At 70.7% G+C, this 12,874-nt stretch carries 10 protein-coding genes; 2 read left to right on the top strand and 8 right to left on the bottom strand.

Features of this window, described 5'->3' with window-relative positions; genetic code table 11:
- The 8 genes from ABZU72_RS19755 to ABZU72_RS19720 all read right to left on the bottom strand — a co-directional run.
- Positions 1–1,049, bottom strand: a 1,049-nt coding sequence (locus ABZU72_RS19755; RefSeq protein WP_355020530.1) for a lactate utilization protein B, incomplete at its 3' end; no start/stop codon positions are given.
- On the bottom strand, positions 1,046–1,786 hold the full coding sequence (locus ABZU72_RS19750; protein ID WP_355020529.1) for a (Fe-S)-binding protein: 741 nt from the start codon (positions 1,784–1,786) through the stop codon (positions 1,046–1,048). The genes ABZU72_RS19755 and ABZU72_RS19750, both read right to left, overlap by 4 nt.
- Positions 1,787–1,827: 41 nt before the next feature.
- On the bottom strand, positions 1,828–2,055 hold the full coding sequence (locus ABZU72_RS19745) for a helix-turn-helix domain-containing protein (protein ID WP_355020528.1): 228 nt from the start codon (positions 2,053–2,055) through the stop codon (positions 1,828–1,830).
- Positions 2,056–2,129: 74 nt separating this feature from the next.
- A complete protein-coding gene (locus ABZU72_RS19740) occupies positions 2,130–5,210 on the bottom strand; it encodes a glycosyl hydrolase (protein WP_355020527.1) in 3,081 nt (1,026 codons plus the stop codon).
- Between the two features lie 23 nt (positions 5,211–5,233).
- Positions 5,234–6,709 carry a rhamnulokinase family protein gene (locus ABZU72_RS19735; protein ID WP_355020526.1) on the bottom strand — a complete coding sequence of 492 codons (1,476 nt, stop codon included), beginning with the start codon at positions 6,707–6,709 and terminating at the stop codon, positions 5,234–5,236.
- Positions 6,706–8,736, bottom strand: coding sequence for a bifunctional aldolase/short-chain dehydrogenase (locus ABZU72_RS19730; protein WP_355020525.1), 2,031 nt, complete (start codon positions 8,734–8,736; stop codon positions 6,706–6,708). Before ABZU72_RS19730 ends, ABZU72_RS19735 begins: the two co-directional genes overlap by 4 nt.
- Positions 8,733–9,902 (bottom strand): L-rhamnose isomerase, encoded by a 1,170-nt coding sequence (gene rhaI, locus ABZU72_RS19725; protein ID WP_355020524.1) that lies wholly within the window; start codon positions 9,900–9,902, stop codon positions 8,733–8,735. Before rhaI ends, ABZU72_RS19730 begins: the two co-directional genes overlap by 4 nt.
- Positions 9,903–10,163: 261 nt before the next feature.
- Positions 10,164–10,499 (bottom strand): L-rhamnose mutarotase, encoded by a 336-nt coding sequence (locus ABZU72_RS19720; protein ID WP_355020523.1) that lies wholly within the window; start codon positions 10,497–10,499, stop codon positions 10,164–10,166.
- 137 nt (positions 10,500–10,636) lie between these two features.
- Between ABZU72_RS19720 and ABZU72_RS19715 the strand changes: the two genes are divergently transcribed.
- The gene (locus tag ABZU72_RS19715) at positions 10,637–11,680 is read left to right on the top strand and encodes a LacI family DNA-binding transcriptional regulator (protein ID WP_355020522.1); all 1,044 of its coding nucleotides are present in this window, start codon (positions 10,637–10,639) and stop codon (positions 11,678–11,680) included.
- Positions 11,681–11,764: 84 nt separating this feature from the next.
- Positions 11,765–12,787 (top strand): LacI family DNA-binding transcriptional regulator, encoded by a 1,023-nt coding sequence (locus ABZU72_RS19710; protein WP_355020521.1) that lies wholly within the window; start codon positions 11,765–11,767, stop codon positions 12,785–12,787.
- Positions 12,788–12,874: the final 87 nt, after the last annotated feature.

The raw sequence follows: 12,874 nt of genomic DNA, 5'->3' as shown, positions 1-12,874 counted from the left end.
ATGGCGCCGATCGGGCCCGGGTAGACCGAGCCGTACGCATGGCCGCCGGTGCGCTCGTAGACCGGGCAGACGTTGAGGCAGGCCGAGCAGCGGATGCAGCGCAGCGCCTGCCGGCCGACCTCGTCGGCCAGTGCACGGGTGCGGCCGTTGTCGAGCAGCACCACGTGCACCTCCTGCGGGCCGTCGCCATGGGTGATCCCGCTCCACGTCGAGGTGTAGGGGTTCATCCGCTCGCCGGTCGAGGACCGCGGCAGGAGCCTGAGCATCGGGTCGAGGTCCTCCCAGCGGGAGACGACCTTCTCGATGCCGACGACGGAGACCAGCACGTCGGGAAGGGTCAGGCACATCCGGCCGTTGCCCTCCGACTCCACCACGACGAGGGTGCCGGTCTCGGCGACCGCGAAGTTGGCACCGGAGATCCCGACCTTCGCGCGCAGGAACTTCTCGCGCAGGTGCTCCCGCGCAGCAGCGGCGAGCACGGCCGGCTCGTCGGTCAGGTCGGCGGGCGCCGGACGGCCCGCGGCCCCCATCTTCGACCGGAAGATCTCGCGGATCTCGGCCCGGTTGCGGTGGATCGCCGGGACCAGGATGTGGCTCGGCAGGTCGTCGCCGAGCTGCACGATCAGCTCGGCCAGATCGGTCTCCCAGGCCGCGATGCCCTCCTCGGCGAGCGCCTCGTTGAGCCCGATCTCCTGGGTCACCATCGACTTGACCTTCACGACCTCCTCCGCGTCGTGCGCCTTCGCGATCGCAGCGACGATCGCGTTGGCCTCGTCGCCGTCACGGGCCCAGTGGACGGTCGCGCCGTTGGCGGTCAGGGTCTCCTCGAGGCGTACGAGCTGGGTGTCGAGGTCGAGCAGCGCGCGCTCCTTGACCGCGGCACCGGCCAGGCGCAGCTCCTCCCAGTCCTCCACCTCGGCGACGACCTTGGCCCGCTTGGCGCGGATGGTGCCGGTCGCGTGGGCGAGGTTGTGGCGCAGCTGGGAGTCGGCGAGGGCCTCGCGGGCGGCCTCCGGGAAGGCCGGCATGCCGACGAACGTGCCGCTCATCGGGTCGCCCCCTCGGTAGAGGCGAGGATCTCGGCGAGATGGACGGCGCGTACGCCCGAACGTTGCCGGGAGAGCACGCCGCCGATGTGGGTCAGGCAGGAGTTGTCACCGGCGACCACGATCTCGGCGCCGGTCTCGCGGATGTGGCGGGCCTTGTCGGCGCCCATCGCGATCGAGGTGTCGGCGTTCTTGACCGCGAAGGTGCCACCGAAGCCGCAGCACTGGTCGGCGCCGGGCAGGTCGACCAGCCTGATCCCCCGCACCGACTCCAGCAACCGTCGCGGCCGGTCCCCCACACCCAGCATCCGCAGCGAGTGGCAGGTCGGATGGTAGGTCACCCGGTGCGGGTAGTAGGCGCCCACGTCCGTCACCCCCAGCACGTCGACGAGGAACTCGGAGAGCTCATAGACCTTCGGGGCGACCTCCGCGACTGCCCGCTCCAGGGCCTCGTCGCCGGAGCGGCGGGCCACGATCGAGTGCTGGTGCCGGGCCGAGCCCGCGCACGACCCGGACGGTGTCACCACGGCGTCGTAGCCGGCGAACGCGTCCACGAACGTACGCACCACCGGGACCGCCTCGTCCAGGTAGCCGGTGTTGACCATCGGCTGCCCGCAGCACGTCTGCGCCTGCGGGAAGTCGACCTCGACGCCGAGCCGGCGCAGGAGGCGTACGACGGCCTTCCCGGTGCTCGGGTAGAGCGCGTCGTTGATGCAGGTGACCATCAGTGCGACTCGCATCGAGCAGCCTCCTTCGTCTGTCTAGTTGCCATCAAATCAGTTCAGATGAGTCCGGTGCGTACGGCCCGCACGACCGCCTCCACACTCGTCCCCGCTCCCAGCGCATCCGCGGCCGCCCGGAGACGGCGCCGCACGGTGCGCTCGGAGATGCCCAGCGCCCGCGCGATCCGCTCGATCGTGTAGCCCCGCGCGAACAACGCCAGCACCTCCACCTCGTCCGCGGGAAGATCGGTCGAAGAGGAAGGTCGTACGCCGCCCGAGGCCGCCACGGTTCACTCCTGTCTCAGCATGACGCTGATCGATGAATGGGCCGATGGATGGGCGCGCGACCGGGACACCGAGCTCATCGGGCCACGACCTTCTCGACGTAGGGCACCAGACGCACCGGCCCGGCGAGCCCGTAGCTCTGCCTGGTCGCCACGCCGTAGACCGACGGGGTGACGGTGCGCAGCCGGTTGAGCAGCGTCGAGGCCACCTCGATCTCGATCGTGTTGGAGCCGGGGACCAGGGCGTGGCCCAGGTCGACGACCGGGTCCATCGGGTCGCACGGCGCCAGCAGCTCACCGTTGACGCGCACCCGGAAGGTGTCGTTGACCTCGCCGAGCTCGAGGTAGGCGCCGTCCTCCGCGGTCCAGTCGGTGCCCAGGTCGACGCTCGTGCGGTAGCGGCCGATGCCGGAGGCGTCCTCGAGACCGGCGACCTTCGACCAGGACTGCGGCGACGCGAGGTCGCTGGTCACGACCTCCTTCGTCGTGGCGAGGTCCTTGGGGTCGGCCGGGTTCGCCGGCTTCCAGTCCTCGAGCGCGAGGGCCCAGGACTGCGGCGTCACCGGCTCGCGGACGCGGTCGACGGCGACCTTCACCGTCCGGCCGTCGGCCTTGGTGAGCTCGAAGGTGCCGGCGGTCGTCGTACGCAGCGCGACGTTGGCGCCCCGCGCCACCACGGCCTGGCCAGCGGTGGCGACGGGGAGAACAGAGCGGGCGACGCCCGCACCCGGGGCCGCGAGAGCGACCACGGTGGACTGGCCCGGAACGAGATCGACCCGTACCCGGACCCGGTCACCGGCGCGCTCGTAGGCGGCGATCCGGGTGACCTCACCGGTCCACGCGTCCAGCAGCCACGGCACCGCGGCGCGGTCGGTGGCTGTCAGCCAGACGTCCTGCTGCACCGGGTTGAGCCGCCGGTTCTCGGCGTGCCGGGCGTTGGCGAGGTAGTAGAGGTCGACCTTGCCGGTGACGCGCCGGACGTGCATCACCGTCGAGTCGGCGTGCTCGACGTCGCGTACGACACCGAGCTCGGCGAGAGCGCCGCCGACGCCTGCCTCGAGGACGCTGCGGGTGGTCGGGAGGGCGGCGATCCTCGTCATCAGGTCGCGGACCTCGGCCACCGCGGCCTCGTCGGTGCGACCGATGGGAGTGGCATCGCGGCCCCAGTCCTTTCCGGCGTCGTTGACCAGGATGATCGGCAGGCCGGCGCGGCCCAGCTCGAGCGCCTTGCGGGCGGCCGCCAGGTCGATGGTGACCTCACGACTGCGGATCTTGTCGGGGCCGATGACGAGCACCTTGTAGGCGGGCCCGTCCGGAGCCAGCCGCCCGTCCTCGACGGTCACGTCCTCGCGGGTCAACAGCGCCGAGGTGATGAACGAGTGCGACCAGCCGAGCTTGGTGCCGTCGTTGGTCACCCAGAACGGACCGATGCCGGTGGAGGCACCCGCCTTCTGGCGAAGGAAGACGATGTCGTACGTCGGCCGCCCTGTCCGCAGGACCAGTTGGGTACGGGCGAGGTAGCGCGCGATCCCGGGCACGTGCTCCCACTGCGGCGTCCGGGGTCCCCACGCCTCGCCATAGCCGATCGCGCCGTTGTAGTAGGGCGAGAACGCCGCGAAGCCCGGCCAGGTGACATCGGGTGCGGCGGCGTAGGGAAAGCCGTGGATCATCGCCTGGTTGACGCCCGCCGCGAAGATGCTGTTGATCGTGAACAGCGCCTGGTTCTGCGCGGTCGGGCTCGCACTGTTGGCACCCCAGGTCGTGTTGTAGGCGCCGCCGTTGTAGCAGATCGCCTCGCAGGAGAGCACCTGCTTGCCGGCGATGTCGCGGCCGCCGGCCATGACCCGGTAGTCGTCGAGGTTCTTGAAGCCCAGCGACTCGGTCTCGGCGATGTCCAGCAGCGCGGAGTGCTCGGTGGCGTCGGTCTCCAGGCCGTACGCCTGGATCCGCAGCCCCATCCCGAGCGAGCGGGCGAAGCGCTGCATCGGCAGCAGGTGGTGGTCGCGGTACAGGTCGGAGAGGACCTGGTTGAAGTCGTCGCGCACCTGGTTGGTCCGCAGCGCGTCGGTCGTCGCGGGGGCGCCAGGCGTCCCGAGGGCGAAGCGATAGGCCTCGTCCACCTCGAGCACCACAGGGAGGAAGGGCTCGAGGTCATAGCCGGCCCGGGTGCGGAACTCCTCGAGCAGCTTCGGCGTCCAGATGGTCGCCTCGGACTCGATCTCGAGGGAGTCCTCGAAGAGATAGCCGCCCGCGGCCCGGAGCAGGGAGCGCAGCTCCTTGTCGAGGATCGTGTCCTTCCACAGGTCGACGACGGCCTCGGTGCCGGCCTCGCTGAAGTGGTCGACCACGTAGGAGCGAGGAGAGGTGTGCGGGCCCGCCTCGGGCTCCTGCCCGCTCCCCCTCCGCCAGGTCGCGAGGACGACCCAGGAGCCCGCCGGCTCGGCCGGAGCGGTCCAGGACAGTCGGCCGTCCCTCACCTGGCCGGAGAGGTCGAGGTGGGAGCCGGGATCGAGGGTGGTGATCGAGGACGTGCTGGCGGTGATCCGGTGCGCCTGGACGGTGACCAGGTCGACCCGGTCGCCGTGCGACTCCCCCTGCGGGGCGGGGATCGCGTCATCGAAGGTCTGGCCGGCGGCGACGTCGACTCGTCCGTAGGCGAGCTCGCTGCAGGCCGCGTCGTCGTCGGGGGTGATCGTGGAGACCGCGGCCGGCCACGAGGGACCGACGGTCAGGTCGATCCGTACGTCCCGCTTCGCGCCACGCGCCAGCGCCGCCTTCACACCGGCGACCCAGGACGGACTGCCCCAGCCGTGCTTCGCCACGTCGACCTCGATGCCACGGGCGCGCAGGCTGTGGGTGACGACCGCGACCTCTAGGACGCCGAAGCCGGCGTCGGCCACGGTGTCGACCTCGCGGGCGACCTCGGCGGGATCCACGAGGCCGTAGGGCCACCACCAGCGGAAGCCCGCCGCCGTGGCGGTGCCCGGCTTGCGGAAGGCCTTCGTAAAGGCGTCCGGGAGACCGGCGGTGGAAGCCGCGGCCGCCCCCGCGGGGGTGCTTCCGACGGCGCCGGCGACAGCGGCCGTGCCGAGAGTGGCGGCCGCGGCGCCGAAGAGCGCGCGGCGGCTGAGCCGGGCGGTGGAGAGGAAGTCGGTCATGGGGGTGCCTTCGGGGAGCAGGGTCAGGAGATGCGGGCCTCTGCGGCGGCCCAGTCGAGGCCGTCGCGCGGCTCGAAGCGGCGTACGTCGTAGGAGCGGCGGACCAGGTCCCGCATCGCGGGGAGGTCAGGCAGGTCGGCCCCGAGAGCCCTGCCCTGGACCAGGACGTTTCCGAGTGCGGCCGCCTCGACCGGACCGGCGAGAACCGGCAGGCCGCAGGCGTCCGCGGTGAGCTGGCAGAGCAGCTCGTTCTGAGAGCCGCCGCCGACGACGTGGACGACCCCGGGCGAGGTGCCCGCGAGGGCGGCTGCGGTGCGTACGTGGCGACGGTAGGCGACAGCGAGGCTGTCGAGGACGCAGCGGGTGATCGCGGCCGGCGAGTGTGGGGTCGCCTCGTCGGACTCCGCGGCCAGCGCGGCGATCCGCTCCGGCATCGGGTCGGCCGACGTGCTCGGGAAGAGCAGTCGCGGGTCGTTGATGTCGACCACCGTACGCAGCGGCTCGAGCTCCGCCGCGGCCGCGAGCAGCGAGCGAAGCTCGGCGCCCTGGTAGCGCCGCTCGCCCCACGAGCGCAGCGACTCCGACAGGACCCACAGGCCCATCACGTTCTTGAGGAAGCGGATGGTGCCGTCGACGCCGACCTCGTTGGTGAAGTCGGCGAGCCGGGCCTCCTCGGTCAGCACCGGCTGGTCGAGCTCGAGGCCGACCAGCGACCAGGTGCCCGAGGAGATGTAGGCGAAATCGCCGACCTCGGCGGGGACGCCGACGACCGCCGAGGCGGTGTCGTGCGAGCCCACCGCGACCACCGGTACGTCGGTGGTGACACCCAGCTCGTCAGCGACGTCGGGCAGCAGCGTGCCGAGGAGAGAGCCCGGGTCCCGAAGGGGCGGGAGGACCCCTTCGGGAATCCCGAGCTCCCGGCACAGGTCGACCGCCCAGGCGCCCTGACGTACGTCGTAGAGCTGGGTGGTCGAGGCGTTGGTGCGCTCCGCGCCGATCGCACCGGTGAGCCAGTAGCCGAGCAGGTCGGGCAGCAGCAGCATCGTCTCGGCGGCGTCGAAGGCGGTGGTACCGCGGGCCGCCACCAGCTGGTAGATCGTGTTGAACGGGAGCTGCTGGATGCCGGTGGTGCCGTAGAGCGTCGCCGCGCCGATCTGGGCGACGACCTTCTCGGCGATGCCCTCGACGCGGGCGTCGCGGTGGCTGAAGACCTGGCCGAGGAGCTGGCCGTCGTGGTCCAGCAGCCCGTGGTCGATGGCCCAGGAGTCGATGCCGATGCCGTGCAGCGGTCCGGTCCGGGCCACCTCGCGGATGCCGGTGAGCACCTCGCGATGGATGCCGAGCACGTCCCAGAAGAGCGAGCCGCGGACGCGTACCGCCCCGTTCGGGAAGCGGTGCAGCTGGTCGATCTCGACCCGGTCGCCACCGATCCGGCCGGACATGACCCGGCCGGAGGTGGCGCCCAGGTCGACCGCAGCGACCCTGACCGGACGATTCATCGCAAGAAGGCGGCGGCGACGCCGGCGTCGACCGGCACGTGCAGACCGGTGGTGTGACTCAGGTCGGGACCGCAGAGTACGAAGACGGCGTTGGCGATGTTCTCCGGCAGCACCTCGCGCTTGAGCAGGGTGCGCTGGGCGTAGAACTTGCCGAGCTCCTCCTCCTTGACCCCGTAGACCTCGGCGCGCTTGGCGCCCCAGCCTCCGGCGAAGATGCCGGAGCCCTGGACCACGCCGTCGGGGTTGATGCCGTTGACCTTGATCCCGTGCTCACCGAGCTCGGCGGCCAGCAGCCGGACCTGATGGGCCTGGTCGGCCTTGGCCGCGCCGTACGCGACGTTGTTGGGCCCGGCGAAGAGCGAGTTCTTCGAGGAGATGTAGACGATGTCGCCACCCATCTCCTGCTCGATCAGCACCTTCGCGGCGGCCTTGGAGACCAGGAACGAGCCCTTGGCCATCACGTCGTGCTGGAGGTCCCAGTCGCGCTCGGTGGTCTCCAGCAGCGACTTCGACAGCGACAGACCGGCATTGTTGACGACCAGGTCGACACCGCCGAAGGCGAGCACCGCGGCGTCGAACATCGCCTGTACGGCGGCCTCGTCGGAGACGTCGGCGGCGAGGCCGACGGCGACGTCAGGGCCACCGATCTCTTCCGCTGCGGCCTGCGCCTTGGCGAGGTCGAGGTCGGCGATCACGACGCAGGCACCCTCGGCGGCGAGCCGCTTCGCGGTGGCCTTGCCGATGCCGGAGGCGGCACCGGTGACCAGGGCGACCCTGGTCGCGAGGGGCTTGGGAGCAGGCATCCGCTGGAGCTTGGCCTCCTCCAGCGCCCAGTACTCGATCCGGAACTTCTCCGACTCGTCGATCGGGGCGTACGTCGAGAGCCCCTCGGCACCGCGCATCACGTTGATCGCGTTGACGTAGAACTCCCCCGCCACGCGGGCCGTCTGCTTGTTCTTGCCGAAGGAGAACATGCCTACGCCGGGGACCAGGACGATGAGCGGGTCCTTGCCGCGGATCGCGGGGCTGTTCTGGTCGGCGTGCCGGTCGTAGTAGCCCTGGTAGTCCTCGCGGTAGCTGACCGCGAGCTCCTTGAGGCGGGCGATCGACTCTTCGACGGTCGCGTTCGCCGGAAGGTCGAGGACCAGCGGCTTGACCTTGGTGCGCAGGAAGTGGTCGGGGCACGACGTGCCGAGCTCGGCCAGGCGCGGGTGGGCCTCTTGGGCGAGGAAGTCGAGGACCACCTCGGAGTCGTTGAAGTGGCCGACCATCGGCTGGTCCGCCGAGGCGATGCCACGGATCGTGGGGGCGAGAGCAGCGGCCTTCGTACGCCGCTCCTCCTCCGCCAGGGCCGCGTAGCCCTCGAGCGCGGGACCGAACGGCTCCGCCTTGCTGTGCTCCTCGATGTAGGCGGCGGCGGTGTCGATGATCCAGAGCGAGTTCTTCTCGGCCTCCTCGGACGTGTCGCCCCACGCGGTGATGCCGTGCCCGCCCAGGACGCAGCCGACCGCCTGCGGGTTCTTCGCCTTGATCTCGGCGATGTCGAGACCGAGCTGGAAGCCGGGGCGGCGCCACGGCACCCAGACGACCTGGTCGCCGAAGATCTCCTTGGTGAGGTTCTCGCCGTCGGCGGCGGTGGCGATCGCGATGCCGGAGTCGGGGTGGAGGTGGTCGACGTGGGCGGCGTCCACGAGTCCGTGCATCGCGGTGTCGATGGACGGCGCCGCACCGCCCTTGCCGTGCAGGCAGTAGTCGAACGCGGCGACCATCTCGTCCTCGCGCTCGACGCCCGGGTAGACGTCGACGAGCGCGCGCATCCGGTCGAGCCTGAGCACGGCGAGGCCGGTCTCCTTCAGGGTGCCGAGGTCACCGCCGGAGCCCTTCACCCAGAGCAGCTCGACGTCCTGACCCGTCACCGGGTCGGTCGCGGTGCCCTTGGCGGAGGTGTTGCCGCCGGCGTAGTTGGTGTTCTTCGGGTCGGCGCCGAGGCGGTTCGAGCGCGCGATCAGTTCTGCTGCAGTCGTCATGACCATCCTGCCTGTGTGCCGCCGACTCGGGCGGTCTCGATCTGGTCCTGGTAGCCGCTGGCGAGGTAGGCGCGCATCGGGTCCGCGGCCAGGCCACGGTCCTCGCGCCACCCGCCGAGGTCGGCGCGTACGTCGGTGTAGAAGGCGTCCATGAAGATCTCGTTGGCCAGGAGTACGTCGCCGTCCTCCTGCGCCGCGGCGAGGGCATCGGTGTCGAGCAGCAGCGCCCGCGCGGACATCTCCTGGACGTTGAGCACGGACCGGATCTGGCCCGGGATCTTCTTCTCGATGTTGTGGCACTGGTCGAGCATGAAGGCGACCCCGCCCTCGGCGACGGGCTTGAACCCGCCGCCACGGACCACCTCGACGATGATCCGGAAGAGCTGGAACGGGTCGGCCGCACCGACGATCAGATCGTCGTCGGCGTAGAAGCGGCTGTTGAAGTCGAAGGAGCCGAGCTTCCCCAGCCGCAGCAGCTGCATCACGATGAACTCGATGTTGGTGCCGGGCGCGTGATGCCCGGTGTCGAGGCACACGACGGCCCGGTCGCCGAGGGCGCTGACCTGGGCGAACGAGGTGCCCCAGTCGGGGACGTCGGTGTGGTAGAACGCCGGCTCGAAGAACTTGTACTCCAGCACCAGGCGCTGCTCCTCACCGATGCGCTCGTAGATGGTCGCGAGCGATTCGGCGAGCCGGTCCTGGCGGCCGCGCATGTCGGCCTGCCCGGGGTAGTTGGACCCCTCGGCGAGCCAGATCTTCAGGTCGCGCGAGCCGGTCGCGTTCATCACCTCGATGCACTCGAAGTGGTGGTCGATCGCCTTCTGCCGGATCTTCGCGTCGGTGTGGGTGAGCGCGCCGAGCTTGTAGTCGTCGTCCTGGAAGGTGTTGGAGTTGATCGTGCCGAGCGCGATCCCCTGGTCCTCGGCGTAGCTGCGCAGGGCCGCGTAGTCCTCGACCCTGTCCCACGGGATGTGCAACGCGACGCTCGGCGCCAGGCCGGTGAAGCGGTGGACGGTGGCCGCGTCGGCGACCTTCTCCTCGGGGGTGCGCGGTGTGCCCGGGGTGCCGAAGACCTTGAACCGGGTCCCCGAGTTTCCGTAGGCCCACGAGGGGACCTCGATCTCGAGGGCGGCCAGGTCGCCCGAGATCTGGTCGAACGTCGTCATCGGAGAGCCTCTCTGTGTTGCGGTTGAAAGGTTTCAAAGCGCGCGTCCGACGTTAGTGGCGCACGTCACGTGCGTCAAGAGCAGCGCGAACTTCGTTGCGTTTCAGCACCCACCGCGAGAGGTCAGTTTCTGACCGCGAGGGGTCGGTTCCTGGCCGCGAGAAGTCAGTTCCTGGCCTCGGACCCATTCCGCGTACAAAAATCGACGCCTCGAGGTCAGAAACTGACCCCTCGGCGTCAAGAACCGACTTCTCGGGGTGAATCAGCGACCGAGCTGGTCCTCGAGGTGGAAGACCTCCTCGAGGCGGAGGAAGCCCTCGTCGGGCGCGACACCGTCGAGATCCTCGAAGAACTCCGCCATCTCCGCCTGCCAGCGGGCGTTGACCTCGGTGGCCGCCATCCCGGCCTGAGCAGCCTCGATGGAGGGGGTCTCGACGTAACCGATGAGCAGGCCGTCGGGACGGAGGAACAGGGAGTAGTTGTGCCACCCGGTCTCCGCGAGCGCCTGGAGCATGTCTGGCCAGACGGCGGCGTGGCGCCGCTTGTACTCCTCGATGCGCTCGGGCTTGACCTGCAGCTGGAAGCAGACGCGCTCCATGACGACCTCCGATGAAACGATTTAGGCACGGACGCTAATGAGCATGTCCGACATCGGTCAATCCCGGTAGCGTCCCTCCTCGTCACAGCGCCGCCCACGGCCTATGCTGCGATTGAACGTTTCAGGAAGGAGCCCAGGTGGCGATCACCCCAGGTGCGGGTACACCGCGCAGCGCCTCGGTCAAGGACGTCGCGGCCACCGCAGGCGTCTCCCTCGGCACGGTGTCCAACGTGCTCAACCGCCCCGACCGGGTCAGCCGGACGACACGCGAGCGGGTGGAGCGCGCGATGGCCGACCTCGGCTTCGTACGCAACGAGTCGGCGCGCTCCCTGCGCACCGGCAGCACCCAGTCGCTGGCCTACGTCATGCTCGACGCCGGCAACCCGTTCTTCACCGACGTGGCCCGTGGCATCGAGCTGGCCGCCGAGGCGGCCGGGCTCTCGCTGTTCCTGTGCAACAGCGACGGCCGCTCGGCCCGCGAGGGCGCCCACCTCGCCCACCTGCAGCAGCAGCGGGTCCAGGGCATCCTGATCACCCCGGTCGACCCCGACGACCCGCAGCTCGACCAGCTGATCGAGCGGGGCACCCCGGTCGTCATCGTCGACCGCACCCGGGCCGGGTCGTCGTTCTGCTCCGTCGCCGTCGACGATGTCCTGGGCGGGCGGCTGGCCGTCGAGCACCTCATCGACGCCGGCCACAAGCGGGTGGCGTACGTCGGTGGGCCGGAGTCGATCGGACAGGTCCGCGACCGCGGCGAGGGCGCCCGGCAGGCCTGGGCCGAGGCCGGGCTGCCGCCCGAGGACCTCGTGGTTCTCTCCTGCGAGGCCCCGACCGTCGCCTGTGGCCGCGCCGCCGGCGAGCGGCTCGTCGGGCTGTCCGCCCGGCGCCGCCCCACCGCCGCGTTCTGCGCCAACGACCTGCTCGCGCTCGGACTGCTCCAGCAGACGATCTCCAGCGGCCGGACCGTACCCGGTGACCTCGCGATCGTCGGCTACGACGACATCGAGTTCGCGGCCGCCGCGGCCGTGCCGCTCACCTCCGTGCGCCAGCCCCGCCAGGACCTCGGCCGCCGCGCCGCCGAGCTGCTCCTCGACGAGGTCGGCGACCCCACCCACCAGCACGAGCAGGTCGTCTTCACCCCCGAGCTCGTCGCCCGCGCCTCCACCCTCGGACGCCCCTGACCGCCGAGTCGGCCGGAGCAGGAGCGGGCGTACGTCTTCATCGGATGCCTTAGGCTCCAGGATCGGAAGCCGAAGGAGAGTCAGTTGGCCGGAGAACGCGCAGCGACGCTGAGCGATGTCGCCCGCGAGGCAGGGGTCTCGCTGGCCACCGCCTCGCGCGCGTTGAACGGGAGCGACCGGGTGGTGCGCCCCGAGCTGCAGGAGCGGGTCCTGGCCGCGGCGAACAAGCTCGGCTACACGCCCAACGCCAACGCCCAGGCCATGGCGCGCGGCTCGACCGAGACGGTCGGGCTCCTGGTGAAGGACATCTCCGACCCCTACTTCTCCACCATCGCCGGCGGCCTGGCCGACGAGGCCGAGAAGCACGGCCTGCTGGTGATGCTGTGCAACACGGGCGGCCAGCCCGAGCGCGAGCAGAAGTTCCTGGCCGCGCTGCGGCGCCAGCGCAGCCGGGCGATCGTGCTGGCGGGAAGCGACACGGCCGACGTACGCCACACCAGCGAGGTCGCTGACCTGCTGACCTCCTACCTGGACGGCGGCGGCCGGGCGGCCGCGATCAGCCAGCCGCGCCTGCCGGTCGACACCGTCGTGATCGACAACCACGGCGGCGCCAAGGCGCTGGCCGAGCAGTTGGTCGGCCTCGGCTACCGCCGTGCCGCGGTGCTCACCGGCCCCGAGAACCTGCTGGTCTCGGCTGAGCGGCACGCCGGCTTCGCGGAGGGGTGGCTCGAGGCGACCGGCTCGGAGCCGACGTACGTCTCCGACGAGTTCAGCCGCGACGGCGGACGCCGGGCGATGACCCGGCTGCTCGATGACGGCCCGAAGGTGGACTGCGTCTTCGCGGTCAACGACCTGATGGCCGTCGGCGCCCTGGCCGCCTGCCGGCAGGCCGGCGTCGAGGTGGGGCCCGATCTGGCCGTCGCCGGCTTCGACGACATCGCCACGCTGCGCGACGTGACACCCGGGCTGACCACCGTACGTCTCCCCTTGGCCGACATCGGCAGACTGGCGCTCGAGCTCGTCCTCGGCAAGCCGTCGGCGGAGCTTCGCAAGCGGTCCGTGCACGGCGAGGTCGTGCTGCGGGAGAGCACTCCCCCGCGCTCCTGAGTCCGGCTCGGCGGAACACCCTCTTGCGACGGCCATCACATTTGCCATACCGTATTGGAAAGCGCTTTCCCCATTGCTCTCCCGTAC

Source organism: Nocardioides sp. NPDC004968 (assembly GCF_040608935.1).
Classification (GTDB): domain Bacteria; phylum Actinomycetota; class Actinomycetes; order Propionibacteriales; family Nocardioidaceae; genus Nocardioides.
Note: the sequence above shows the minus strand (reverse complement) of the source record. Positions and strands in the feature narration are given on the sequence as shown.